Here is a 25738-nt window from a genome sequence, read left to right as displayed (position 1 = left end):
GACCATGCCTGCATGAGCGAAAGTGAAAACAAAGGTCCGGCGCCCCCCGCCACTGACGGAGCGGGAAGGAATGACCCGGCGCCGGCAAGCAGAGAACATCAGGCAGCGCCGCCCACCCAGGGGATGCGCACCGTGGGCCAGCGTCGCCGGGATGCGGAACAGAAGCTTGAGGAGCATCAGCAGGAGGCCCGCCACAAGACCGAAGCCGAAGACGGCCCCGAGGAACCCCCGGCGAGCCAGTAACGGCCCTTGAGCGGCTTGAGGCGGGCTTTTCGTCAACGGTGCGTCGGCGCTTTTGGAACCGAAGCGAGGAAGTCCAGGCATTGATTGGCCTCGCACTCATTGCCTGAACGTTCGTAACCGCATACGGTGAACGGCGGCACGTCCTTCAAACCTTGCCGGAAGCAGACAACGACCGCGACCGGAGGAGTCCCGCCGACGCGACCACCCACAGCCCGCCGCGCAGCGGACGACCCTCCCCGGCGTGGGGTGGGTGCATTGCCCGCGGGTGCGGTCTACGATCGGGGTTTTCACAAGGAGTTTCGACCAGACTTGCCCCGTCCTGATGTTGCACGGTGTCCGCGCACTTCGGGTCTGGTCACCGGGCGCGGCCCCCAGCATTGCCGGGCCCGGTGACTATCCTGGCAGCAGCGCCCGGCCGGTGACGGCCCTGCTGCGCGGCGGCTCACAGGCAGGTGTGAGACCTTATCGATCCGGGACGGCAGCGGCACAGCGAAGCGCCTGAGAACCGCCATCGGTGAGTCAGATGCGTTTCACGGAGTGCCGCGTCGGTGCCCTTGACGGCGCATCAGGAACAGTCAACCAACCCGATGCTGTGTCTATGTCAATCTCATCCGGGTCCGCTGTGGCGGCTTGAATCAGGTCCACCGCTGGGCCCTTCAGGGGGCGCTTACTGGAAACGGAAAAAATCCCACGCTAAGCCCTGCCCCGACTCGGCACCCAGGGCTGGTGCAAAGTCGTGTGCGGGGTTGTGGCGCGGATGCCGGCATGCCCGGCGCAAGTGCTCTTAATACAGGGGAACCCCCGGTAAACAGGTGATCGTTCAAAACCGCCGTTCAACAGGCGTTCCGTCATGACGTCTTCGCCCATCCAGACCCTTGTTGGCCGGCTGGAGCAGCTGGCTGGTGACAATGGACCCGGGCGTCACGCTGGCCACGCTGCTGGACGCGCTCTCCTGCGTTCCGGACCCACACAAGCTCTTGGGCCTGGGCACTGTCCTGACGACGACGAGGGCTGGGCGGGTAAGCTCGACGGCCGTTGCCGAGCAATGGCACATCGGTGGAGTGTCTTGCAAAGCTTTTACTTGTTGAGACATCCGATCCGACCCCAGGAAGACAGGGCTGTGACTGTTAACTTCGTTTGGCGGGTTTTTCACAGTTGGGAATAGCGGTTCTTGTTGACGTCGAATCCGAGATTGCCCCGCATGGCACAGTAGACGGTCCGCGAGATGAGGTCCGGAACCGCCAAATGAACTGTCAGAAACCCGCCATTCCTGACCAAAAGTCACAGGTTTGAGGCGATGTCCGCAGCAATGCATCCATTCAGATAGACCTTGCACCCGCACGTTGTCGGGTCCCTACTGGTGGAAGGAACCCGGACCATCCGGTGCAGCCTGCCGCGCGGCAACATGTATTCCCGCCATACGCGGTCAGCGCACTGGGTCGAGGACTGAAATGGTACGCGGGCTCCGGCCAAGGACTATTGGAGGAAGATCGATGTACGCCCGAGTCAGCACCTATAAAACCGGCCCCGAAACCACCTCGGATGCACCCACGGAGGAAACCCTTAATCGGGTGCTTGAAATCCCCGGATGCCGCGGGATCTATTTCCTGAACGGAAAGGAATCCGACAAGGCCCTGTCCATTACTCTGTGGGACACCGAGGAAGCTCTCACTGCGAGCCAACAGGCTGCCAACAGCATCCGCGCGGATACCAGCAAGGAGCAAAAAATCCAGATCCTTGAAGTGGAAGAATTCGAAGTCACTGCCAGCAGCCTCAAAGACTGAACGTCCGTCTCCGGCCGGCCGGGCAGCGGATGTCGTTCGCGCTGCCCCGTCGCCGGGCGTCGCCGGGGCATAGTCGCGATTCTTCACCAAAAGAAGGCCGCATCAAACCCGGTACCGTTCAGGTTCACCGCGAAGCATCTGGTGGCCCGGCCGTCCGCATCAGGAGCCGACCTGACATCGGCGATGGTCCCGGACACCCGTCGCCTGAGGAATCCGTGATCATCCGGGAGACTCCGGCTTGGAAATATCCGCTACGCCCGGCGCTTGGCATAGTCGGTCAGACCCTGCCAGTCGATGACGACGCATGCCTCGTCCCCCAGCGTCCACGCGTCATGGCCCGGAGGCACAACCATATAATCCCCGGCCCCGAACTCATCTGCTTCGCCGTCGTCCATGACGACCTTCATGCGCCCGGACAGGACATAACCCATGTGTGCGGCCTGACAGCTGTCCGTCTTGGCGATCGGCTTGACGTGCTTGGACCACTGCCAACCTGATTCGAAAACGGCCCTCCCCACGGCGCCGGTCTCAACATTGACGAGGTCGACTTTCCCCTTCCCCTCCTCAAACGGCCGGGTTTCTTCGGGTTCATTCAGACTCTTGCGGATCATGGCGGCCATGACGGACTCCTTTGCACCGTTGCTCGGACACCCTCACTATGGCAGCGGCCCGTACGCCCGTCAACGAATCCCCGATTGCTGTCAAATCCCGGAAATCACCTGGCTCCTAGCAGGACCGGCCCCCGCCACCTGACGGTCCGGAACCTCGATCCGCGGCGACCGCCCATCGCGCCAAGGCGACAAGATCCTCACGCGAGCGGTGTTCCTTTCAGCCTTGGCAGCCCCGAAAGACCCATGCTCCAGGGCTGCTGCGACCGCAAACGGGCCGACGGCAAACGGCGTCAGCACCGTTTCTTGTGGGTCGTCATGTACCGCCCGACCGGGTTCCGCTTCCCTATATCCGTGGATGCCGATCTGTGTCCATAATGGCGGCATGGACGCTGTGGGGACTCTCGAGCCGGCCGTCGCTGGCCCGGCACCGATGAGCTCCCCTGCGGCCGTCCGGGCGCGTCGCCGAAAAGGCGGCAACCGGGCCCCGGAAAAGAGCGGGTAAATCGGCCCCGCGGGGACCGGATCCGGTGGAGCGTACCGCCATCACTGCAAAGAAGGAGAAATCAGCATGCTTAAGGAACTTGACGTCATCGCGGTCCTCCCCGCGAAGGACATGGCCAGGGCGAGGGATTTCTATCGGGACGTGCTTGGCCTCGAACCCTCGGACACCATGGACGAGGAAAACCTGCTCTACCGCAGCGGGAACGGAACGGCCTTCCTGCTCTACAGGACCGACAATGCGGGCACCGCGAAAAACACCCAGATGGGCTGGGGTACTGACAACATCGAGGGCGAGGTCGAGGATCTGCGGGGCCGCGGCGTCGTCTTCGAGGAGTACGACTTTCCGGGCCTGAAGACCGAGAACGGCATCGCGGCGACCCCGGTGGGGAAGGCTGCCTGGTTCACGGATAGCGAGGGCAACATTCTCAACATCTTCCAGCGCCAGTAGCCCTACCATCCCGCGTCTATCGCACAGTTGAGGCCCTGGTCAACCGGGCTTAGGTTCTCACGGTCGTTGCAACACCCAGACTTTGGGGAGTTGCAACGACCGTGCCGCGTTAACGGACAAATCGCTTTAACGGACAAATCGCCGGGAAACGGGAAATACACGCAACAGGAGAAGGACGAGTTCTTCGCGGTGCTCGATCGGATCGGTAACGTCGCGGTTCCCGCGGACCCTCGTCATCGCCATCAGCTGAACCGCCATCCGAACTGTGAAAAGCCGCCATTCTCAGCTAACAATCACACGTTGCTGGGGCACGGGTCGTCTCAGAAACGGCCGTTTTTGGCGTACCTTCACCGGGCGTTTGCCCCTGAGCTGTGACTTTTGGTCAGGAATGGCGGGTTTCTGACAGTTCATTTGGCGGTTCCGGACCTCATCTCGCGGACCGTCTACTGTGCCATGCGGGGCAATCTCGGATTCGACGTCAACAAGAACCGCCATTCCCAACTGTGAAAAACCCGCCAAACGAAGTTAACAGTCACAACAGGGCACTTTCGCACTGCGGCACGGAACGGCAATGTCTCGACAAATCGTCTCATAGCATAGCGTGTCTCAGGTACTTTCTTAGGGGTTTATGGGGCAGACTGCGGTCATGGCACTTCTCGGATACACCCGGATCAGCACCGCCGGCCAGGACGACCAACTCCAACGTGACGCCCTCACCGCGGCAGGCGTCCAGGCCCGGGACATCTACTCCGATGTGACCTCCGGAAGTAAGGAGGCCACGAGCCGCCCCGGGATGCAGAGGCTCCTGGGCTACGCCCAAAGCGGTGACACGATCGTGGTGTGGCGCATCGACCGGCTCGGCCGATCTCTGCTCGATGTCCTGAACACGTCAACGGGCTCCGGGACAAGGGAATCATGGTCCGCTCGATCGCCGACGGCATTGACCCGGAAACAACCACGGGGCGCCTGATGCTGAACATGCTCGCCACCTTGGCCGAGTACGAACGCGAACTCATCGTCGAACGCGTCAATGCCGGCATCACCGCCGCCCGCGCCGCCGGGACCATCTTCGGCCGCCCCGTGACCGACCCCGCCCTCACCGCCGAAAAGCTCCAGATCGTCGCCACGGCCCGTGCCGAGGGAAAAACCGCACAACAGGCCGCCCAACTCGTCGGCTGGAGCCGGGCCACCCTGTACCGGCACCAGCAAGCCAACGTCCGGCTGAAGGACTGAGAGGGACCGGCATGGAACTGGGAAGGCCAGACCCTCCATCCACGGCTGCCTCGATCCCGTCGGCCCCAGAGCCATCGGCGCAGATGCCCAGACCGTCCGACGTTCAAAACAACGCCGGAGGAGCCCGCGCGTATGGCCCCGGAACCGCAGTCCGGACGCTGGGAAAACCGTCGACCCGGGCTACCAGTGGCAAATGTGAATGACTTGATTCTCCGTGTCCGATGGGTGGCATGGCCGGGCTTATCGAGAACCCAGGTTTTCAGAAGGAGGGCCGATGCCCAATCGTTCAATCCTGTCCGCCGCCGAGCGGCACACCCTGCTCGCCCTGCCCGAGGGCCAGGAAGAGCTGATCCAGCACTACACCCTCAATGATGCCGATCTGGCCCTCATTCGCCAGCGTCGCAAGCCGGAGAATCGGTTGGGCTTTGCCATCCAACTTTGCTACCTGCGATTTCCCGGCACCATCCTTGGCACCGACCAAACACCGGACCCACCGGTGTTGGCCATGGTGGCCGCGCAGCTCGGCGTTCCGGTCGAGAGCTGGGACGAGTACGGCCGGCGCGAACAGACCCGGCACGAGCATCTCATCGAGCTGCAAACGGGTTTCGGATTCAAACTATTCGGACTGAGCCAGTACCGGGCGGCGGTCCATGAGCTGGTTGAGCTGGCGTTGCAAACGGACAAAGGCATCGTGCTGGCCGGCGCCCTGGTGGAAAGCCTGCGCCGCCAGGGCATCGTCGTCCCGGCAGTGGATGTCATCGAGCGGGTTTGTGCCGAGGCGATCACCAAAGCCAACCGGCGCATCTACGCGGCATTGACCGGTGACCTTTCAGATGATCATAAACACCGGTTGGATGGTCTGCTCAAGCGCAGGGAGGAAGGCAAGTCCACCCGGCTTGCCTGGTTGCGCCAGTCGCCGGTCAAACCGAACTCGCGGCACATGCTCGAACATATTGAGCGACTCAAAGCCTGGCAGGCGCTGGAGCTGCCCGCCGGCATCGAACGGCAGGTCCATCAGAACCGTCTGCTGAAGATCGCCCGTGAGGGCGGGCAGATGACGCCGGCTGATCTGGCCAAGTTCGAGCCGCAGCGCCGCTACGCGACCCTGGTCGCGGTGGCCGTAGAAAGCACGGCCACCGTCACCGATGAAATCATCGACCTGCACGACCGCATCATCGGCAAGATGTTCAACACCGCCAAAAACCGGCACCAGCAACAATTCCAGGCGTCCGGCAAGGCGATTAACGACAAGGTGCGCCTGTACGGGAGCATCGGCAAGGCGCTGCTGGAAGCCAAGGAAAGCGGCACCGACCCCTTCGCTGCCATCGAGTCCGTCCTGTCGTGGGATGCCTTCACGACCAGCGTGACCGAGGCGCAAAAGCTTGCCCGGCCCGGGGACTTCGACTTCCTGCACCGCGTGGGCGAAAGCTACGCCACGCTGCGCCGCTATGCCCCCGAATTCCTGGCCGTGCTCAAGTTCCGGGCGGCACCGGCCGCCAAGGATATGCTCAAGGCCATCGAGGTGCTGCGTACCATGAACGCGGAAAGCGCCCGTAAGGTGCCGGACGATGCGCCACGGGGATTCGTCAAGCCGCGCTGGGCAAAACTGGTCGTCACCGAAGACGGGGTCGACCGGCGGTATTACGAGCTGTGTGCGCTGTCGGAGTTGAAGAATGCCCTGCGCTCGGGCGATGTCTGGGTGCAGGGCTCGCGCCAGTTCAAGGACTTCGAGGAATACCTGGTCCCGGCGGGGGTGTTCAGCGATCTGTTGGCGTCCGGCGGCTTGCCGTTGGCCGTGGCCACCGATTGCGACGAGTATCTGCATGGCCGGCTTTCACTGCTGGAGCAGCAGTTGACGGTGGTCAACCGGATGGCCGCAGCCAACGACCTGCCCGACGCCATCATCACCGGGTCCGGGTTGAAGATCACCCCGCTCGACGCGGCCGTCCCCGACGCGGCGCAAACACTGATTGATCAGACGGCGATGCAGCTGCCGCACGTCAAGATCACCGACATGCTCATGGAAGTGGACGGGTGGACAGATTTCACCCGCCACTTCACGCACCTGAAGACCGGCGACAGCGCGAAGGACAAGACACTCCTGCTGACAACGATCCTGGCCGACGGCATCAACCTCGGGCTGACCAAGATGGCCGAGTCCTGCCCCGGCACGACCTACGCCAAACTGTCCTGGCTGCAGGCCCGGCACATCCGGGACGAAACCTACTCAACCGCCCTGGCCGAACTGGTCAACGCCCAATTCCGGCAACCTCTCGCCGGGAACTGGGGCGACGGGACCACCTCGTCATCCGACGGCCAGCGGTTCAAGGCCGGCGGCAGTGCCCAAAGCACCGGCCACGTCAACCCCAAGTACGGCACGGATCCCGGGCGGATGTTCTACACCCACGTCTCGGACCAGTACTCACCCTTCAGCGCCAAGGTCGTCAACGTCGGCGTCCGCGACTCAACCTATGTCCTCGACGGCCTGCTCTACCACGAGTCGGACCTGCGCATCGAGGAGCACTACACCGACACAAACGGGTTCACCGACCACGTCTTCGGCCTGATGCACCTGCTGGGATTCCGCTTCGCCCCACGCATCCGCGACCTGGGCGAGACCAAGCTGTACATCCCCAAAGGGGACACCCCCTACGGCGCACTCAAGCCCCTGATTGGTGGCGCCCTCAATACCAAGGCCATCCGCGCCCATTGGGACGAGATCCTGCGGCTATCCACCTCGATTAAACAAGGCACCGTGACGGCCTCACTGATGCTGCGCAAGCTCGGCAGCTACCCCCGCCAGAACGGCCTGGCGGTGGCCCTGCGCGAGCTGGGCCGGATCGAACGCACCCTGTTCATCCTGGACTGGCTCCAAAGCGTCGAACTCCGGCGCCGGGTAAACGCCGGGCTCAACAAGGGCGAGGCACGTAACGCCCTCGCCAGGGCCGTGTTCTTCAACCGGCTCGGCGAAATCCGGGACCGTGGATTCGAGCAGCAACGCTATCGCGCCAGTGGCCTCAATCTCCTCACCGCCGCCATCGTGCTCTGGAACACCGTCTACCTCGAACGAGCCGCAAACGCGCGACGCGACCAGGACCCGGAATCCCATGACGCGCTCCTGCAATACCTGTCACCACTGGGTTGGGAACACATCAACCTCACCGGCGACTACACCTGGCGCAGCAGCGCCAGGATCGGCACGGGCAAATTCAGGCCCCTACGATCACCTTCCAAGGCTTAGCGTGGTATTTTTTTCCGTTTTCTGAAGCGCCCCCTTTTCAGGCATCGGGGCAGCGGAAATTTGCATGGCACCACCCTAGCCAGTCCCGCCGGGGGCCGCCGCCAACAGGACTGTCAGGCGGCCCCGTGTCCCGGAGCAACTTCCTCGCCGGACCGGACCGGGCCGGGCGGCGTACCGTCGCCGAACGGCCGGCCGCCGAGCACTTCGCGGCCGTGTTCGGTGAGCCACTTGCCCAGCTCCGGCCCGCGCGGGACGATTCCGGTGGGGTTGAGGTCCTCGTGGACGATGTAGTAGTGCTGCTTGATCTGCACGAAGTCGATGGTGTCGCCGAACCCGGGGGTCTGGAACAGGTCCCGCGCGTAGGCCCAGAGGACCGGCATCTCGCTGAGCTTCTGGCGGTTGCATTTGAAGTGCCCGTGGTAGACGGCGTCGAAGCGGGCCAGGGTGGTGAACAGCCGCACGTCCGCCTCCGTGATGGTGTCACCGACGAGGTACCGCTGGCCGGCGAGCCGTTCCTCGAGCCAGTCCAGGGCGGTCCAGAGACGCTTATAGGCGGCGTCATAGGCCGCCTGGGACCCGGCGAAGCCGCAGCGGTAGACGCCGTTGTTCACCTCGGTGAAGACCCTGCGGTTGACGGCGTCGATCTCCTCCCGCAGGTGTTCCGGATACAGCTCCGGGGCGCCGGGCCGGTGGTATCGGGTCCATTCCGTGGAGAAGTCCAGGGTGATCTGCGGGTAGTTGTTCGTCACCACCTGCCCGGAGGGAACGTCCACGATTGCCGGCACCGTGATGCCGCGGGGGTACTTCGGAAAGCGGCGGAAGTAGGCGTCCTGGATCCTTTCGATGCCGAGGACGGGATCCTTGCCGCCGGGGTCCAGATCAAAAGTCCAGGACCGCGCGTCGTGGGTGGGGCCGGGCTGGCCGAGCGAGATCACGTCCTCCAGGCCCAGCAGGCGCCGCACGATCACCGTCCGGTTCGCCCAGGGGCAGGCGCGCGCAGCCACCAGCCGGTAGCGGTCCGGTTCCAAGGGCCAGCCGGGTTCGCCGTTGCGGCCCGGGGCTCCGTCCCTGGTGATCCGGTCCTCGATGTAGTTGGTGTCCCGGGTGAACTCCTCGCCGCCCGTGACGTAGGCGCCTCGGGTGCTGTATCCGGGGTCATCGGTGTGTGCCTGGTTCATGGTCCCAGCCTATGCCGGGGAAACGCCCTCACCCAGCAGCGCCGTGACCACGAGCGCCATCGGCTGCCACGCACACCACCAGGAACCCGCCACCACCGCGGCGAAAAGAAAGATCCAGACGATTGCGGGAACGGAGGTTGCACGGTCCAGCAGGTAGGCGTCCGACGTCGACAGCCGGTCGCGGTGCCGCAGGTGAAGGTTGGCCAGTTTGCCCAGGTCCCGGACGGCGGCGACCAGGAGGGCCAGGCCGAGCACGATAACCACGTGTCCGTTGAATTCCGCGGGAACGAACACTACGAGCAGCACGGCGGCCAGCACTGCCGCCGCCGTGATGAGCAGGCCGATGCCGTTGCGGAGGAACAGGAACGATGCCAGCAGCACCAGTGTGCCCACGGACATCGCCGCCGGACCCCAGCCGCTGAAGCCGCACCAGACCATCGCGGCGCCCACGACGGCGGGCACGGGGTAGCCCCAGAAGGTGGACCACACGGCGGGCAGGCGGCCCCTGCTGTAGGTGGTGGTGGTGCCGGAGTGGTCCAGGCCCAGCCTGATGCCGCCGAGGCGCTGGCCCGTCATGAGGGCGGCAAAGGCATGGCCCAGCTCGTGCGCGACGGTGGCGAGCAGGCCGAAGTACCGCCACGTGGCGCGCGGCAGGGACAGGGCGACGGCGAGGAGGATCACCACAGCCAGCTCGGTACTCGTGACGTGCGGGCTGGGGGAGTGCGCGAACCCGGCGATGATCCGGCTCCACCACGTCTCGGCAAGGTTGTCCGTGGCCGGGCCGTTCACCAGTGACGTTCCCGCAAGAGGGAAGTTCGTGGCAGGGATGTCCATGCCGGGGAGGTTCATGCCTTCCCCGCGGAATGCCGTATGCAGGATGGGGTCCATGGCCTGGCCTCAAGCCGGCCCTCCGCGATCTCGTCCCCGCAGACTTCGCAGATTCCGTAGCGGCCCGCATCGATCCGCCCGAGAGCGGCCTCGATCTGGGCCAGCCCGGCCCTGCTCTGTTCCAGCAATGCCGAGGCCTGGGAGAGCTCGAACGCGATCGTGGCACCCTCCGGATCGTGTTCGTCGTCGGCGTTTGCATCCTGCCGGGCGGCATTCACCGAAGTGATGTCCTGGCGGAGTGCCGTCAGGAGGGCAAGTTTCCGATCGCGCTCCTCTTGAAGGAGGATCCGGAACCGTTCGACGTCAACCATAGGCTGCAAGGCTAGCGCGGACGGCTCCTCCCCGTCGAACACGTCGGAGGGTCCGCTGTACGCCGGCGCGCGGAACACACGGGAGGGCAAACTGCCGCAGCAGTGGAGGGCCTGGATGAACACGTAGGTGAATCCCACATCCACTGGGAGGGCGCTGGCCCCGTGGCAGCGTCTAGAGTGGGCCCATGGCGGACGGTAAGCACCACGAAAACGCGGACCTCGTAGAGGACGACACAGACGGGCTCCTTCGGGAACTGGCGGCGGCCCACGGCGTAGGGACCAGCTACTGGGGCTGGGACGGCGTCGAACGGTCCGTGTCCGGAAGCACGCTGCAGAGTGTCCTGGCGGCACTCGGCGTCCCGGCCGACGGGCCCGAGGAGATGCAACGATCACTGCGCGAGGCCCGGCTGGCACCGTGGCGGCGCATCCTGCCCCCGGTCCTCGTCCAGCGGGAAGGCCAGGAAGTCCACGTTGATGTCCACGTCCCGCACGGGGGTACGGTCACCGTCTGGATCGACGCCGAGGACGGCAGCAGGCATGAGGCCACCCAGCGTGAGAATCGGGACGTGCCCGCCGACGTCGACGGCGTTCTCACCGGCCGCGCGACGTTCGCCGTCCCGGACCATCTGGCCCTTGGCTGGCACACCCTCCGGGCGGACGCCGACGGCACCCTCGCCGAATGTCCGCTCGTCGTGACACCGCGGCAGCTCGGCACCACCGGTCTGCTGGCCGGGCGACGCAACTGGGGACTGACGGCCCAGCTCTATTCCGTGCGGTCCTCACGCTCCTGGGGGATAGGTGACTTCGCTGACCTCGCGGACATAGCCACGATGTCCGGGCAGGAGGGCGCCGGCTTTGTCCTGGTCAATCCGCTGCACGCCGCCGAGCCTGCCCCGCCGGTCGAGGATTCCCCCTACCTCCCCACCACCAGGCGCTTCTTCAACCCGCTGTACCTGAGGGTGGAGGAAATTCCCGAGTACGGCTACCTCGACGCCGCGGGCCGGGCCGAGGTGGCCCGGCAGGCCGGGCAACTGTACCCCGCCAGCCGGTCGGCGGAACTGCTGGACCGCAACGCCAGCTACGGGGCAAAGCTCGCCGCCCTGGAGCTCATTTTCCAGGTCCGCCGGGGCCCGGCCCGCGCGCGCGCATTTGCGGTCTTCTGCGCGGAACAGGGACAGGGACTGGACGACTTTGCGCTGTGGTGCGCGCTCGCGGAAAAGCTGCCGCCCTCGGCCCCGGAGTGGACCGGCGCGGCGGCTGCCCCGGGTACGCCGTACTGCACGGAACAACGGGCGCAGCTCGCGGACAGGATCGAATTCCACCGCTGGCTGCAGTGGTGCTGCGACCGGCAGCTGGAATCGGCGCAGCACTCGGCCGGGCAGGCAGGCATGGAGATCGGCGTCATCCACGATCTGGCCGTCGGGGTGAAGCTGGGCGGGGCCGATGCCTGGACCCTCTCCGGTGTCCTCGCGCGGGGCGTCACGGTGGGCGCACCGCCGGACATATTCAACCAGCAGGGCCAGAACTGGACCCAGCCACCGTGGCATCCGGCCCGGCTGGCCGAATCCGGCTATGCCGCCTACCGCGACATGCTCAGGACCGTGCTGCGCCATGCCGGAGGAATCCGCGTGGACCACATCCTGGGCCTGTTCCGCCTGTGGTGGATCCCGGAGGGGGCCGGGCCGGAGCGGGGCACGTACGTCTACTATGACCACGAGGCGCTCATCGGCATCCTTGCACTCGAGGCGCAACGGGCCGGGGCGATCGTGATCGGCGAGGACCTGGGCGTGTTCGAGCCCTGGGTCCGCGATTATCTTGCCGAACGGGGGATCTTCGGCACGTCAATCCTCTGGTTCGAACACGACGCAGCCGGACCGATTCCGCCGGAGCGGTACCGCCAGCAGTGCCTGACCAGCGTCAACACCCATGATCTGCCTCCGACGGCGGGCTACCTGGCCGGCGAGCACGTCACGCTCCGTGAGTCGCTGGGGCTGCTGCAGCGTCCCGTGGACGAGGAACGCGCAGAGGCCGCCGCCGAGCAGGAGGCGGTCCTCGCCCTCGTCAGGGAACGCGGGCTGCTGCCGGATGCGGACCACACCGATGTGCGGGGGACCGTCGAGGCCCTTTACGCGTTCACCGCGTTGACGCCGTCGTCACTGCTGGGGGTGGCACTCGTCGATGCGGTCGGGGAAACCCGCACCCAGAACCAGCCGGGGACCAGCACGCAATACCCGAACTGGTGCATCCCGCTGGCCGGAGCCGACGGGCCCGTCCTCCTCGATGGGCTACCCGATGATCCCGGGTTCCGGTCCCTCGTGGGGACCGTCCGGACAGCCCTGCATCCAAGGGCCTGAGGGGAGCCGGCGGGATGGCCGACGCCGATCTTGGCGGAAGCCATGGCGGCCTATGGCTCCTCCCGCTACCATGATCCGATGAGTCGAATCGGCAGGCGCTCTCTCGCTGGCGGCTTTGCGCTGGCCATGTTGCTTGCCATGCTGCTTGCGGGGTGCACCTCGCCTCCGCCGACGACGTCGGGAGGCTCCGGTGGTATCGACCACGTGGTCATCATCGTCGAGGAGAACAAGCCTGCCACAGGCATTCTCGGTGGCAGTTCCGCCCCGTATCTCAACAAGCTGGCCAACGAATATGCTGTGGCGGCGAACTACGCGGGAATCACGCACCCCAGTCTGCCAAACTATCTGGCCATGACAAGTGGCACCACTGCAGGCGTCACAGATGACTGCAGTCCCAAGGACAGCGGGTGTACGGCGAATGTACGGAGCATCGCGGACGAAATAGCGCAGTCTGGGCGCAGCTGGAAGATGTATGCCGAGGGCATGGCTGCCCCCTGCCGTGCGGACAATTCCGGAAGGTACGCCGTCAGACACAATCCGTTCATGTACTACCCCGGAGTTACCGGGGACAAGGCCTCCTGCGCCGCCCACGTTGTGCCCTTCTCCCGGTTGGCCGACGACTTGAAGTCAGCCTCAAGCCTGCCGAACTACGTGTTCATCAGTCCTGACCTGTGCAACGACATGCACGACTGCCCGATGAAGACGGGGGACGATTGGCTGTCGCAGCAGGTCCCGAAGATTCTCGCCTCGGCGGCCTTCACGACGCAGAACTCCCTCCTGGTGATCACGTGGGACGAAGGCGATGACTCCAGCAATCAGGCAGTTGCAATATTTGCCGGACCGGCCGCCAAGAAAGCGTACAAATCCGATGCGCCCTACAACCACTACTCGTTAGTGCGCACGATCGAAAGCGTCTGGGGGCTGCAGCCTCTGACGGACAACTCCAGGAACGCCGCCCCGATGACCGAACTGCTGAGGTAGCGCACCTCACTCGCTTACGGGTGTCACCTGCCCCACAGGCCCGTCGTTGACGCAGATCTTGGCGGGAGCCATGGCGGGGTGTGGCTCCTCCCGCTACCATGATCCGATGAGGCGAATCGGCAGGCGCTCTCTTGCTGGTGGCTTTGCGCTGGCCATGCTGCTTGCGGGGTGCACTCCGGCGCAGCCGGCCCCCATCCCGCCGCAGGCGCCCCCGGAGTCCAGCCAAGCGCCGCCGCCCCCGGTCCCCGCCGAGCCGCCGCCGCCCCCGGTCCCGGCCCAGCCGCCGTCGCCCCCGGCCAACCCGGCGAGCGGCGGGATCGAACACATCGTCATCATCGTCCAGGAAAACAAGTCCGCCTCACAGATTATGGGTGCCGGCGATGCCGGCTATCTGAATACCCTTGCGGACGAATTTGCGCTGGCCGCCAACTACCGGGCGATCATGCACCCAAGCCTGCCCAACTATCTCGCCCTGACCGGCGGAACCAACGCCGGGATAACGAGCAACTGCAAACCGAAAGAATGCAGGGCGGACGTGCGGTCCATCGCCGATGAGGTCTCGAGGTCCGGACGAAGCTGGAAGATGTACGCCGAGAGCATGCCTGCGCCCTGCGGGGCCGAGAACTCCGGACGGTACGCGGTGAAGCACAATCCGTTCATGTACTACCCCTCGGTCACGGCGGACAAGAACTCGTGCTCCGCCCACGTCGTGCCCTTGAGCCGGCTGGACCAGGACCTGAAGTCCGCCTCCACCCTTCCGAACTACGTCTTCATCAGTCCCGATTTGTGCAACGACACGCACGACTGCCCGATCCGGACCGGAGACGACTGGCTGGCCCGGCAGGTCCCGAGAATCCTTGGCTCGCCGGCATTCACGACCCGGAATTCCCTGCTGGTAGTCACGTGGGACGAGGGCAGCAACGACGACAACCGGGTGGCCACGGTTTTTGCCGGCCCGGCTGCACGGACAGCGTACAGATCCGATGCCGCGTACACCCACTACTCCCTGTTGCACACGATCGAGGAGGTGTGGGGCTTATCACCCCTGACCAACAACGATCGGAACGCCCCCGTCATGACGGAGCTGCTCAAATAGGGTCCTCGAGCCGACGGTCCCGGACCCCCGGGGGACACCTCGGCGAATGTTCTGAAACGCCAAAAAAGGCCCCGGAATCATAGGATTCCAGGGCCTTTTCCTGTTGTGCGCGGAGGGGGACTTGAACCCCCACCCCCTTTCGAGGACTAGCACCTCAAGCTAGCGCGTCTGCCATTCCGCCACCCGCGCAGGTGGTAATTCGGAGATCGTTTGCGCCTTTCAGCGTTTTGCTTTTCTCCGAAGCAGCGAGAAAAACTCTAACATGAAGTTTCCGGAAACATCGAATCGGGGCTTGTGGGTAGGCTGAAGCCAGCAATTGAGCCACGCCACGAGGAGCTGCACATGACCGACATCCGGACTGAAACCAGGCCCGAGGACGAAGTTGTCAGGATCTGCCAGGAGCTGATCCGGATCGACACCTCCAACTACGGCGATGGCTCTGGTCCGGGTGAACGCGCGGCCGCCGAATACACCGCCGGGCTCATGACGGAGGTCGGGCTGGACGCCGAAATCTTCGAGGCCGCACCCGGCCGTGCCAGCGTGATCACCCGGCTGGCGGGGGAGGACCCGTCGGCAAGCGCCCTCGTGGTCCACGGGCACCTGGACGTCGTTCCGGCGCTCCGCGAACAGTGGTCGGTGGATCCCTTCGGTGCCGAACTCAAGGACGGCATGATCTGGGGCCGCGGAGCCGTGGACATGAAAGACATGGACGCCATGATCCTGTCCGTGCTGCGCAACTTCGCCCGGACCGGGCGCAAACCCAAGCGGGACCTGATCTTCGCGTTCTTCGCCGACGAGGAAGCCGGCGGCCAGTATGGTGCCCGCTACGCCGTCGAGAAGCGGCCCGAACTCTTTGACGGCGCCACCGAGGCGATCTCCGAGGTCGGCGGCTTCTCCGCCACGATCGGCGGCCAGCGCACCTACTTGCTGCAGACCGCCGAAAAGGGCCTCTCCTGGCTGCGCCTCGTGGCCCACGGCCGCGCGGGCCACGGGTCCCAGATCAACACGGACAACGCCGTGACGCGGCTTGCCGGCGCCGTCTCGCGCATCGGGGAATACAAGTGGCCCGTGGAGCTGACACCCACCACCCGGCAGTTCCTGGACGGCGTGACGGAACTCACAGGCGTGGAATTCGATCCGGACGATCCGGACAAGATCCTCAAGGAGCTCGGCACGGTGGCCCGCTTCGTCGGGGCCACCTTGCAGAACACGACCAACCCGACCCTGCTCAAGGGCGGCTACAAGCACAACGTGATCCCCGAATCGGCCGAAGCCCTCGTGGATTGCCGGACGCTGCCGGGCCAGGAGCAGCAGGTCCTGGAGATCGTCCGCGAGCTCGCGGGCAGCGGCGTCGACATCAGCTACGTCCACAACGACGTCTCGCTCGAGGTCCCGTTCGCCGGCAACCTCGTCGATTCAATGATCGATGCCCTGCACGCCGAGGACCCGGGCGCCAAGGTGCTGCCTTACACGCTCTCCGGAGGCACGGACAACAAGTCCCTGAGCCGGCTGGGCATCATCGGCTACGGCTTCGCCCCGCTCCAGCTCCCGGACGAACTGGACTTCACCGGAATGTTCCACGGCGTCGACGAACGCGTCCCGGCCGAATCCCTCAAATTCGGCGCGCGGGTGCTGGACACCCTGCTCACGAACTACTGAGCCTGACCTCGACCATGGCACCCGAGGAAGTGCTGACCGAGCCCCTGCTGGAAAGGATACGCGGCCGTGCTGCCGGCTACGACCGCGACAACGCGTTCTTCCATGAGGACCTGGCGGAACTTGCCGCGGCGGCGTACTTGAAGATATTCGTCCCGGCGTCCGACGGCGGCCTGGGACTGGGGCTCGCCGACGCTGCGCAGCTTCAGCGGCGGCTGGCGACGGCGGCGCCGGCCACGGCGCTGGCCATCAACATGCATCTGGTGTGGACCGGCGTCGCGCACGTCCTGGCTGCCCGGGGCGACTCCTCGCTCGATTTCGTCCTCCAGGAAGCGGCGCAGGGCGAGGTCTTCGCGTTCGGGAATTCGGAGGCGGGCAACGACTCCGTGCTGTTCGACTCGAAGACCGAGGCTGTCCCGCTGCCGGACGGCGGCTACAGTTTCACGGGCCGCAAGATCTTCACCAGCCTGTCACCGGCCTGGACGCGGCTGGGGATCTTCGGAAAGGATACCTCGGCCGCGGACGGCGCGGGGGAGCTGGTGCACGGCTTCATCACCCGGGAGACTGCCGGCTACGAGATCCTGCCGGACTGGGACACGCTCGGCATGCGGGCCAGCCAGTCGAACACCACGGTGCTGGACGGCGCCGTCGTGCCGGCGGAGCGGATCTTCCGGAAAATGCCGGTGGGCCCGAACGCCGACCCCCTGATCTTCGCGATTTTTGCCTGCTTTGAGACGCTGCTGGCGGCGGTCTACACGGGCATCGGCGAGCGGGCGCTCCTGCTCGGGGTGGAGGCCGTCAAACGCCGCACCTCGTTCAAGAACGGCGGCCGCAGCTACGCCCAGGATCCGGATATCCGCTGGAAGGTGGCGGAGGCGGCAATGGCCATGGACGCGCTCTACCCGCAGCTGTCCCGCGTGGCCACGGACGTCGACGAACTGGCCGAGCACGGCAGCCAGTGGTTCCCGCAACTCGTGGGCCTCAAGGTCAGGGCGACGGAGACGGCACGGGCCGTGGTGGATCTCGCCATCCGGGTTTCCGGGGGCTCAAGCTATTTCCGGGGGTCCGAACTGGAGCGGCTGTATCGGGACGTGCTGGCCGGGATGTTCCATCCTTCCGACGACGAATCGGCGCACAACACGGTGGCCAACGCCTGGCTGGGACCGCTCGAAACGCCTTAAACGGTGCGCTGGACTTGGATTACCTTCCGGCGCAGCCAGAACCGGCGTCCGCCGCCTACATAGAGGCGGCTGCGCTCCAGTTCCCACTTGCCGTACTCGGAATGCTCCACGAGCCGCCGCCGCGCCTCGGGCAGGGAATCCTCAGGGCCGACCGTCAGTACGAGGTACTCGTACTGCTTCACGTAGTCCCGCTCCCGCTGGACTGAACTGCTCAGAAAATGTTCCTTCATTGCTCTCCATTTTCGTCCTTTTCCGGCTAACGTGAAGTCATGAGCATCGATCCGCGTGTCGCGCTTCAATCCCTGACCTCCGCATTGGAAGAACACCTGGCAGCAGCCTCGGCGCGCCGGGGCGATGGGGACCCCGCGGTCGAAGCGGCCTTCTTTGCCGTTGCTGACGCCTTTGAAGTCTACGACGACTCCCTCTACGAAGCGTACGGGGAAGTGACGCCGCTTGAAGTGATCGACGACGACAGCGACGAGGACGAGGAAGACGACCTCGACGACGAAGAAGACCTCGAGATCCTCCAGGATTCCGACCAGAACTAAGGCAAGCACCAAGCCGGTGCCGGGTTCAGAGACGCGGGTTCAGACCGGGCTGGAGACGTCTTCCAGCGCCTGTGCAATCTCCGGGGGGAGTGGCACCAGCGTCGAATCCAGGATCTCCTTGAGCTGCACGGAGGTCCGCGCGCCCACGATCGCGGTGGCAACGCCGTTCTGGGACAGCAGCCAGCTCAGTGAGACGTCCAGTGACGTCCTGCCCAGCCCCTTCGCGGCCATCGCAACTGCTTCCACCACGCTGGACGCGGGCCCCTCGAGGTACGGTTCCACATAGCTGGCGAGCCGCTGGTGTGCGGCCCGCGAGTCCGCGGGGATGTGCCCGCGGTATTTTCCGCTCAGGACTCCGCGGCCCATCGGGCCCCATGCCATGAGTCCCAGCCCGGCGTCCTCGATTGCCGGAATGAGCTCTGTCTCGGCGGTGCGCTGCACGAGGGAGTATTCGGACTGGTTCGCAACCAGGGGGAAACCCGCAACCGCGGCGGCCTTGGCCGTTTGCCAGCCGTTGAAGTTCGAGACGCCCGCGTAGCGCGCACGGCCGGAACGGACGGCGTATTCGAGCGCGGACAGGGTTTCTTCCAGCGGCACATTCGGGTCCCAGGCGTGGGCAAACCAGAGATCAACGTAGTCGGTTCCCAGCCGGGCCAGGCTCGCGTCGAGGCCGGACAGCATCCCGTTCCGGGACGTATCGACGCTCCGGCGCCCGTCCGACGTCGAAAGCCCGGCCTTCGTGGAGATCACCACCTCGGAACGTGCGACGACGTCGCCCAGCATCCCGCCGAGCATTGCTTCGGCCTGGCCGTCGGCGTACGAGGCCGCCGTGTCGATCAGGGTCCCACCGCCGTCCACAAAGGCGAGGAGCAGCCCCGAGGCATCCTGCTCATCGGTCTCCCGGGCCCAGGACATGGTGCCAAGGGAAAGGGCGGACACGCGCAACCCACTGTTGCCGACATAACGCTGCTGCATGTCAGCAAGCTTACGGGGATTCAGGAGGGTTCATAACGTAGGGTCTATAAACGTGAACTGGTTTGAAGCGGCCCTTCTGGGCCTAGTACAGGGACTGACCGAGTTCCTCCCGATTTCCTCAAGCGCCCATTTGCGGATAGTTGGTTCGTTCCTTTCCAACGCTGCCGATCCCGGGGCGGCGTTCACCGCCATCACCCAGCTGGGGACCGAGACGGCCGTGATCGTCTACTTCTGGCGCGACATCGTCCGGATCGTCAGGGCCTGGGCCGGTTCGCTGACCGGAAAGGTGTCCCGGCAGGACCCGGACGTGCGGATGGGCTGGCTGGTCATCCTGGGCAGCCTGCCGATCATTGTTCTCGGGCTGCTTTTCCAGGACCAGATCGAATCGGTGCTCCGCAGCCTGTGGATCGTCGCCACCACGCTCATTGTCTTCGGGATGATCCTCGCCGTCGCCGACGCCGTGGGGCGACAGGAACGCGACCTCACCAGACTGAGCTATAGGCACGGCATCTTCTACGGGCTGGCGCAGGCCATGGCCCTGATCCCGGGTGTGTCCCGCTCCGGCGGCACCATCACCGCCGGCCTGCTGATGGGCTACACCCGCGAGGCGGCGGCCCGCTACTCCTTCCTGCTGGCCATCCCGGCCGTGTTCGGCAGCGGCCTGTACCAGCTGTACAAGGTGGTCTCGAAGGAAGGGATCACCGGCCCCTACGGCCTCCCGGAAACGGCCCTCGCCACCGTCATCGCCTTCGTCGTGGGCTACGTCATCATCGGCTGGTTCCTGAGGTTCGTCTCGACCCGCAGCTACCGGCTGTTTGTCTGGTACCGGATCTTCCTGGGCCTGGCGCTGTACCTGCTGCTCGGTTTCAATGTCATCAGCGCCTAGCACTAGGCTTGGGCTGTGAAGTCCTGGATATCCCGCCCCGTTCCCCAGCTCCCGGGCAGCATGCCTGCCCTGCGCCTCTTCGACACCGTCAAGGGCGGAGTCGTCACCCTTGAGGCGACGGGTGAGCAGTCAATGTATGTCTGCGGGATCACCCCCTATGACGCCACCCACATGGGCCACGCTGCCAGCTACGTCGCCTTCGACCTGCTCAACCGCGCCTGGCGCGACGGCCGGCAGCAGGTCTCCTACGTCCAGAACGTGACCGACGTCGACGACCCCCTGCTGGAGCGCGCGACGGCGACCGGCGTCGACTGGCGGGACCTCGCCGCCAGCCAGATCGAGCTCTTCCAGACGGACATGGAAGCCCTCAATGTCCTGGCCCCGGACCACTACGTGGGCGCCGTCGAAGCCGTCCCTCGGATCGTGCCCGCGATCGAGCGCCTCCTGCACCAGGGCCTCGCGTACCGGGTTGCCGGCAGTGCCGGCGAACCCGACGGCGATGTGTACTACGACGTCGAGGCCGCCGGCAAGCACTCCGCGGACGCCGTCGACGCCTGGACGCTGGGCGCCGTTTCGGGGCTTTCCGACACCGAAATGCTGGAACTTTTCGCCGAACGCGGTGGCGACCCGGGACGTGCCGGAAAGCGCCAGGCGCTGGATCCCCTGCTGTGGCGGGTTGCCCGCGACGGCGAACCGCACTGGCCCGGAGGCGAGCTGGGGGAGGGGCGGCCCGGCTGGCACATCGAATGTACGGTCATCGCCCAGAAATACCTGCCCGCCCCGTTCACCGTCCAGGGCGGCGGCTCGGACCTGATCTTCCCCCATCACGAGATGGGGGCCGGACACGCCTATTCGCTGGCCGGGGTCCCGCTGGCCCGGCACTTTGCGCACGCCGGCATGGTTGGCCTCGATGGCGAGAAGATGAGCAAGTCCAAGGGCAACCTGGTGCTGGTGTCCCGGCTCCGCGCCGCCGGGGAAGAGCCGGCGGCCATCCGCCTGGCCATCCTGGCGCACCACTACCGCACGGACTGGTCCTGGACCGACGCCGGTTTCCTTGAGGCCAAGGAAAGGCTCCGTGCCTGGCGTTCCGCCCTGGCCTTGGCGCCGGCAGGCTCCGCCGGCGAACTCGTTGCCCGGCTGCGCGCCGAACTGTCCAACGACCTGTTCGCCCCCGGGGCCCTGGCAGCGGTGGACGCATGGGCCGCCGCCGCGTTGGCGAACACCGGCGCCGCGGCTGCGGGCTCGGCTACGGACGCCGCCCTGGTGAGCGACGCCGTCAACGCCCTGCTCGGCGTCGAACTCTAACCGCGAACCCTAGCGGCGGCCACCCGGCGGCGGGACTGGCAGTCGGACCCTTGGTCAGGGCTTGTCCTTGCCCCGCCGCTTGAGGTAGCGCTCGAACTCGCGCGCGATCGATTCACCGCTGGCCTCGGGGAGGTCGGCGGTGTCCTTCGCCTCCTCCAGCTGGCGCACATAGGCCGCAATTTCGGGATCCTCCGTGGCCAGCTCGTCCACGCCGCGCTCCCACGCGTCCGACTCCTCCACGAGCTCCTGGGTGTCCAGGGGAACCTGCAGCAGCTCCTCGATCCGGTGCAACAGGGCCAGCTGCGCCTTCGGGGACGGCGCCTGGGCCACGTAGTGCGGCACGGCGGCCCAGAGCGAGACCGTGGGCAGGCCGGCCAGCAACGCCACCTCGCCGAGCACGCCGACAATTCCCACCGGCCCCTCGTATTGCGACGCCTCCAGGTCCATCCGCTCACGCAGGGCGTTGTCGTCCGTGGACGTGCTCACGGGGATCGGGCGGCTGTGCGGCACATCCGCGAGGAGGGCGCCGACCAGGATCACGTAGTCCACGTGAAGCGCCTCAGCGTGCACCAGCAGTTCGGCAGTGTAGGCGCGCCACTTGTAGGACGGCTCGGTGCCCTGGACGAAGATCACGTCCACATTGGAGTTCGGCACGCTGGCCTTGAAGATCCGCGTGGACGGCCACTTGATCTTCCGCTCTCCGGAAGCGGTCCGGCGGATCGTCGGCCGCGTGAACTGGAAGTCGTAGTACTCGTCGGCGTCGATCGACGCGACCTTCTTGCCGCCCCAGAGCTTGTTCAGGTAGCGCAGGGCATCGCTCGCGGCCTCCCCGGCGTCGTTCCAGCCCTCAAAGGCCGCAAGCATCACCGTGATTCGCCGACCCTCGGGAACGGCCTGCAACAACCGTTCCGGTTCGGGGACGGCGCCTGGTTCCGTGGGGTCTCCCTCGAAGCTGTTCATCTCATCACCCTACGTCCAAGGGGCGGGCCAGTGCATGGAATGAAGCTCCGCAAGTCCGCAAATCTCTGCCTCCCGGCCGCGTGGTATTCGCCATCGGCGAAGTACGGGTGGCGGGGGCGGGCAGCACCGTAGACTGGAGGGCATGCAATCCTCAGCCTCCCAGCCAATTCTCAAAGCTGCGCTATGGGACATGGATGGCACTATCGTCGACACCGAGCCGTACTGGATCGAAGCCGAACACGCCCTCGTGGCCGCGCACGGCGGACAGTGGTCACACGATCAGGCCATGCAGCTCGTCGGCCAGTCCCTCGTGTTCTCCGCGGGAGTCCTGCAGGACGCCGGCGTGAAGCTGGACCGCCGTGAAATCATCGACACCCTCACGGCACAGGTCATCAGCCGGGTCCGTACCTCCGTTCCCTGGCGGCCCGGGGCGCGCGAATTGCTCGACGAGCTCCACACCGCCGGCATCCGCTGCGCCCTCGTGACCATGTCCGAGGCCCCGCTTGCCCGCGAGATCGTAGCGAGCCTGCCGAAGCCGTATTTCGACTTCCTGGTCACCGGGGATACCGTCACGCAGGGCAAACCCCACCCCGAGGCCTACCTCAAAGCCGTTGAATTGCTGCAGCGCCAGGATCCGGAACTCACGCTGCACGAGTGCGTCGCGCTGGAAGACTCCGAACCGGGCGTCGCCGCAGCGATGGCGTCCGGCGTCGTGACGGTCGGCATCCCCCACATCATGCCTCTGCCGCACGATCCCCGCCGCGCCACCTGGGACACCCTCGAGGGACGCACCGTCGCCGACCTCGAAGAGCTGGTGGCCCTGCGGCATGAGTTCCCGGATGCGACCTTCGGGTTCGCAAGCGCCGCCACAAGGAGCCTGGCCATTGACTGACACCGGCACCCGGGGACGGCCCGGCAAGGGCCCGGCCACCCGCAAGGACGGGATCCCGCTCGGACGCATTGCCGGCATTCCGGTGGTGCTCGCCTATTCCTGGTTCATCATTGCGGCGTTCACCGTGATCGTCTACGGACCCGTCCTCCAGCGCAATGATCCCGGGCTGGGCCTGACCGCCTACTTCGTTGCGTTCGCGTACGCCGTGCTCCTCCTGATTTCCGTGCTTGTACACGAACTCGCCCACGCGCTGACCGCCAAGGTGTACCACTGGCCCACCGAGAAGATCGTCCTCAATCTCTGGGGCGGCCACACCCAGTTCGAGAGCTTCACCGCCTCCCCGGGCCGGTCAGTGCTGGTGGCCATGGCCGGACCGGCCGCGAACTTTGTCCTCGCCGGTGGCGGCTGGCTCCTGCTGTCCACCGGAACCCTGAGCGGCGTCGCCGACATTCTGGCCAACATTTTCGTGTGGGCCAACCTGCTGATCGGCATTTTCAACGTGCTGCCCGGCCTTCCCCTCGACGGCGGCAGGCTTGTCGAATCCGCCGTCTGGAAGGCGACCGGCAGCCAGGAAAAGGGCACGATCGCGGCAGGCTGGGGCGGCAGGATCATCGTGATCGCCCTGGCCCTGTGGTTCGTGGTCCTGCCCCTGCTCAGCGGAGGGCGCCCGGACATTTCCTTCACGCTCATTACCGCCCTGGTGGGCAGCTTCCTCTGGATGGGCGCGACGGCGTCGATCCAGCAGGCGCGCCTGAGGAGCCGGCTGCACCTCGTGGACGCCGCCGCCCTCGCCGAGCCCGCCGTCGGCCTCCCGGAAACCGCCACGGTCGCCGACGTGCTGGCGCTGTCACGGGACAGCGCCACGGGCGCAGCTCCCGCCGTCGTGCTGTGCGGGAGGGACGGCCGCCCGGTGGCCCTCGTAGACTCGGGAGCCGCCGCGACGGTCCCTGCTTCGGCTGCGGCGATGACCCCTGTCACGGCCGTGTCCTACGCCCTCGGTGCCGGCGCCTATGTACCCGAGTGGTCCAGGGGCCAGGAACTCGTCCAGTACCTGGCGCAGCTGGAGGGCCAGGAGTACGCCGTGGTGGACCGGGACGGGACCGTTACCGGCCTGCTCCGCCAGTCAACCGTCCTCAAGGCCATCACCGGCAGGGGCACGGCCGGACGCGGGCAGCGCAGTACCACCCACCAGAACCAGGGCCAGAACCGGTAGAGTTACGTGCCGGTCGTGAATTTCCGGCCCCACGCGCAAGGACCGGTGCCCGCCGGCATATCCGCGGCCACAGAGCTTTACAGGAGCGAGGAATATCTTTATGAGCAGCCACACCGCCGCCCACACCAACGCTGGCGCCAGCAAAACCGACACCGTCACCGGCGCAGCCACCAGCACAGCTACCGGCACCGCACCGGCAGGCCCTGCACCTGTCGGCGCGGGCCGCCGCCGCGGACCGTTCCGCGAGGGCGAGCGTGTCCAGCTTACGGACGAGCGCGGCCGCATGAACACGATCACCCTCGAAGTGGGCGGCGCTTTCCACACGCACCGCGGCTTCCTGAACCACGACGAGATCATCGGCAAGCCGGACGGCTCCGTCGTCGTCAACAACGTCGGGCAGCAGTACCAGACCCTGCGCCCCCTGCTCTCGGACTTCGTGCTGTCGATGCCCCGCGGCGCAGCAGTGGTCTACCCCAAGGACGCCGGCCAGATCGTCACCATGGCGGACATCTTCCCGGGTGCACGCGTTGTCGAAGCCGGGGTCGGCTCCGGCGCGCTGTCCATCTCGCTGCTGCGTGCGGTGGGGGACAACGGCTACCTCCACTCCTTTGAACGCCGCGAGGAATTCGCGGACATCGCCCGCGGAAACGTCGAGACGATCTTCGGCGGCCCGCACCCCGCGTGGAAGATTTCCCTCGGTGACTTCCAGGAGGAAGTCGTCCGCACCGAGGCCCCGGCGTCCGTGGACCGCGTGGTCCTGGACATGCTCGCCCCCTGGGAATGCCTCGACGCCGTCGCAACCGTCCTGGCCCCGGGAGGCGTGTGGATCAATTATGTCGCCACTGTCACCCAGCTGTCCCGCACGGCGGAGGCCATCCGCGCTGACGGCCGCTTCACGGAACCCGACGCCTGGGAATCCATGGTCCGCGGCTGGCACCTCGAGGGCCTGGCCGTGCGCCCGGACCACCGGATGGTCGCCCACACCGGCTTCCTGCTCGTCACGCGCCGGCTCGCCGACGGCGTCACGGGCATCTCTGTGAAGCGCCGCCCGTCCAAGACCGGCTTCAACGAAGAGGACGTCAACGCCTGGACGCCCGGCGCGGTGGGGGAACGCGCGGTCTCGGACAAAAAGCTGCGCCGCGCCGCGCGGGACGCGATCGCCGGAACGAACGTCGTGGACGACCCGGAGATAACGAACTAGCATATTTCGGATGTCTCCAGCGTCACCCGCCTTCTTGGGGCTAAGGTCTTAA

Annotated in this window: 22 protein-coding genes, 1 tRNA gene and 2 pseudogenes; 17 read left to right on the top strand and 8 right to left on the bottom strand. The window is 66.0% G+C overall.

Annotated features, from left to right (window positions below; translation table 11 throughout):
- Positions 1-12 precede the first annotated feature (12 nt).
- Positions 13-243 (top strand): hypothetical protein, encoded by a 231-nt coding sequence (locus ACQCSY_RS20530; protein WP_427131699.1) that lies wholly within the window; start codon positions 13-15, stop codon positions 241-243.
- Positions 244-1736: 1493 nt separating this feature from the next.
- Positions 1737-2027, top strand: a complete 291-nt coding sequence (locus ACQCSY_RS20525) for a hypothetical protein (protein ID WP_427131697.1) — start codon at positions 1737-1739, stop codon at positions 2025-2027.
- A gap of 251 nt (positions 2028-2278) precedes the next feature.
- Here ACQCSY_RS20525 and ACQCSY_RS20520 read toward each other — a convergent pair whose 3' ends face one another.
- Positions 2279-2647, bottom strand: coding sequence for a cupin domain-containing protein (locus tag ACQCSY_RS20520; RefSeq protein ID WP_427131695.1), 369 nt, complete (start codon positions 2645-2647; stop codon positions 2279-2281).
- A 133-nt stretch (positions 2648-2780) separates the two neighbouring features.
- Between ACQCSY_RS20520 and ACQCSY_RS20515 the strand changes: the two are divergent.
- From ACQCSY_RS20515 to ACQCSY_RS20500, 4 genes and pseudogenes are all read left to right on the top strand, one after another.
- Positions 2781-2944: pseudogene (locus tag ACQCSY_RS20515) on the top strand (IS110 family transposase); the annotation flags it as partial.
- A 262-nt stretch (positions 2945-3206) separates the two neighbouring features.
- Positions 3207-3587 (top strand): VOC family protein, encoded by a 381-nt coding sequence (locus ACQCSY_RS20510; RefSeq protein WP_427131693.1) that lies wholly within the window; start codon positions 3207-3209, stop codon positions 3585-3587.
- Positions 3588-4233: 646 nt separating this feature from the next.
- Positions 4234-4820 (top strand): annotated as a pseudogene (locus tag ACQCSY_RS20505) (recombinase family protein).
- A 274-nt stretch (positions 4821-5094) separates the two neighbouring features.
- On the top strand, positions 5095-8061 hold the full coding sequence (locus ACQCSY_RS20500) for a Tn3 family transposase (protein WP_427131691.1): 2967 nt from the start codon (positions 5095-5097) through the stop codon (positions 8059-8061).
- Positions 8062-8174: 113 nt separating this feature from the next.
- On the opposite strand, the gene ACQCSY_RS20495 is transcribed toward ACQCSY_RS20500, so the two are convergent.
- Genes ACQCSY_RS20495 through ACQCSY_RS20485 form a run of 3 tightly spaced genes read right to left on the bottom strand, consistent with a single transcriptional unit; the run spans position 8175 to position 10438 of the window.
- Positions 8175-9239, bottom strand: coding sequence for a glutathione S-transferase family protein (locus ACQCSY_RS20495; RefSeq protein ID WP_427131689.1), 1065 nt, complete (start codon positions 9237-9239; stop codon positions 8175-8177).
- 9 nt (positions 9240-9248) lie between these two features.
- On the bottom strand, positions 9249-10127 hold the full coding sequence (locus ACQCSY_RS20490; RefSeq protein WP_427131687.1) for a M50 family metallopeptidase: 879 nt from the start codon (positions 10125-10127) through the stop codon (positions 9249-9251).
- Positions 10085-10438, bottom strand: a complete 354-nt coding sequence (locus ACQCSY_RS20485) for a TraR/DksA family transcriptional regulator (RefSeq protein ID WP_427131685.1) — start codon at positions 10436-10438, stop codon at positions 10085-10087. Before ACQCSY_RS20485 ends, ACQCSY_RS20490 begins: the two co-directional genes overlap by 43 nt.
- Positions 10439-10623: 185 nt before the next feature.
- Here ACQCSY_RS20485 and malQ point away from each other — a divergent pair, with 185 nt between their 5' ends.
- The 3 genes from malQ to ACQCSY_RS20470 all read left to right on the top strand — a co-directional run bounded on the left by malQ (position 10624) and on the right by ACQCSY_RS20470 (position 14869).
- Positions 10624-12792 (top strand): 4-alpha-glucanotransferase, encoded by a 2169-nt coding sequence (gene malQ, locus ACQCSY_RS20480; RefSeq protein ID WP_427131683.1) that lies wholly within the window; start codon positions 10624-10626, stop codon positions 12790-12792.
- A 78-nt stretch (positions 12793-12870) separates the two neighbouring features.
- Positions 12871-13773 carry an alkaline phosphatase family protein gene (locus tag ACQCSY_RS20475; RefSeq protein WP_427131682.1) on the top strand — a complete coding sequence of 301 codons (903 nt, stop codon included), beginning with the start codon at positions 12871-12873 and terminating at the stop codon, positions 13771-13773.
- Positions 13774-13879: 106 nt separating this feature from the next.
- Positions 13880-14869, top strand: coding sequence for an alkaline phosphatase family protein (locus ACQCSY_RS20470; RefSeq protein ID WP_427131680.1), 990 nt, complete (start codon positions 13880-13882; stop codon positions 14867-14869).
- A 106-nt stretch (positions 14870-14975) separates the two neighbouring features.
- On the opposite strand, the gene ACQCSY_RS20465 is transcribed toward ACQCSY_RS20470, so the two are convergent.
- Positions 14976-15058: transfer RNA gene (locus tag ACQCSY_RS20465), tRNA-Leu, on the bottom strand.
- Positions 15059-15211: 153 nt separating this feature from the next.
- On the opposite strand from ACQCSY_RS20465, the gene ACQCSY_RS20460 reads away from it, so the two are divergent.
- Both ACQCSY_RS20460 and ACQCSY_RS20455 read left to right on the top strand, forming a co-directional pair.
- Positions 15212-16528 carry a M20/M25/M40 family metallo-hydrolase gene (locus tag ACQCSY_RS20460; protein ID WP_427131678.1) on the top strand — a complete coding sequence of 439 codons (1317 nt, stop codon included), beginning with the start codon at positions 15212-15214 and terminating at the stop codon, positions 16526-16528.
- A 14-nt stretch (positions 16529-16542) separates the two neighbouring features.
- Complete coding sequence (locus tag ACQCSY_RS20455; RefSeq protein WP_427131677.1) at positions 16543-17706, top strand: acyl-CoA dehydrogenase family protein; 1164 nt, start codon at positions 16543-16545, stop codon at positions 17704-17706.
- Here ACQCSY_RS20455 and ACQCSY_RS20450 read toward each other — a convergent pair.
- Entirely contained in the window at positions 17703-17936 is a 234-nt protein-coding gene (locus tag ACQCSY_RS20450; RefSeq protein ID WP_427131676.1) for a DUF5703 family protein, read from the bottom strand. The genes ACQCSY_RS20455 and ACQCSY_RS20450 overlap by 4 nt on opposite strands.
- 39 nt (positions 17937-17975) lie before the next feature.
- On the opposite strand from ACQCSY_RS20450, the gene ACQCSY_RS20445 reads away from it, so the two are divergent.
- The gene (locus ACQCSY_RS20445; protein WP_427131674.1) at positions 17976-18254 is read left to right on the top strand and encodes a hypothetical protein; all 279 of its coding nucleotides are present in this window, start codon (positions 17976-17978) and stop codon (positions 18252-18254) included.
- 39 nt (positions 18255-18293) lie between these two features.
- On the opposite strand, the gene ACQCSY_RS20440 is transcribed toward ACQCSY_RS20445, so the two are convergent.
- Positions 18294-19229 carry an aldo/keto reductase gene (locus tag ACQCSY_RS20440; RefSeq protein ID WP_427131672.1) on the bottom strand — a complete coding sequence of 312 codons (936 nt, stop codon included), beginning with the start codon at positions 19227-19229 and terminating at the stop codon, positions 18294-18296.
- A gap of 52 nt (positions 19230-19281) precedes the next feature.
- Here ACQCSY_RS20440 and ACQCSY_RS20435 point away from each other — a divergent pair, with 52 nt between their 5' ends.
- Both ACQCSY_RS20435 and mshC read left to right on the top strand, forming a co-directional pair.
- Complete coding sequence (locus ACQCSY_RS20435; protein WP_427131670.1) at positions 19282-20115, top strand: undecaprenyl-diphosphate phosphatase; 834 nt, start codon at positions 19282-19284, stop codon at positions 20113-20115.
- 15 nt (positions 20116-20130) lie between these two features.
- Positions 20131-21420, top strand: a complete 1290-nt coding sequence (mshC, locus tag ACQCSY_RS20430; RefSeq protein ID WP_427131668.1) for a cysteine--1-D-myo-inosityl 2-amino-2-deoxy-alpha-D-glucopyranoside ligase — start codon at positions 20131-20133, stop codon at positions 21418-21420.
- Positions 21421-21474: 54 nt separating this feature from the next.
- Here mshC and ACQCSY_RS20425 read toward each other — a convergent pair whose 3' ends face one another.
- Entirely contained in the window at positions 21475-22380 is a 906-nt protein-coding gene (locus ACQCSY_RS20425) for a PAC2 family protein (protein ID WP_427131666.1), read from the bottom strand.
- A gap of 142 nt (positions 22381-22522) precedes the next feature.
- On the opposite strand from ACQCSY_RS20425, the gene ACQCSY_RS20420 reads away from it, so the two are divergent.
- The 3 genes from ACQCSY_RS20420 (at position 22523) to ACQCSY_RS20410 (ending at position 25686) form a co-directional block, all read left to right on the top strand.
- Positions 22523-23272, top strand: coding sequence for an HAD family hydrolase (locus tag ACQCSY_RS20420; protein ID WP_427131664.1), 750 nt, complete (start codon positions 22523-22525; stop codon positions 23270-23272).
- Entirely contained in the window at positions 23265-24485 is a 1221-nt protein-coding gene (locus ACQCSY_RS20415) for a site-2 protease family protein (protein ID WP_427131662.1), read from the top strand. The genes ACQCSY_RS20420 and ACQCSY_RS20415 overlap by 8 nt, the downstream gene beginning before the upstream one ends.
- 100 nt (positions 24486-24585) lie before the next feature.
- Positions 24586-25686, top strand: coding sequence for a tRNA (adenine-N1)-methyltransferase (locus ACQCSY_RS20410; RefSeq protein WP_427131660.1), 1101 nt, complete (start codon positions 24586-24588; stop codon positions 25684-25686).
- The last annotated feature ends 52 nt before the right edge of the window (positions 25687-25738 follow it).

The organism is Pseudarthrobacter sp. S9 (assembly GCF_050156545.1).
Classification (GTDB): domain Bacteria; phylum Actinomycetota; class Actinomycetes; order Actinomycetales; family Micrococcaceae; genus Arthrobacter.
The sequence above is the reverse complement of the archived record's forward strand: the minus strand, read 5'-3'. Positions and strand labels throughout refer to the sequence as shown.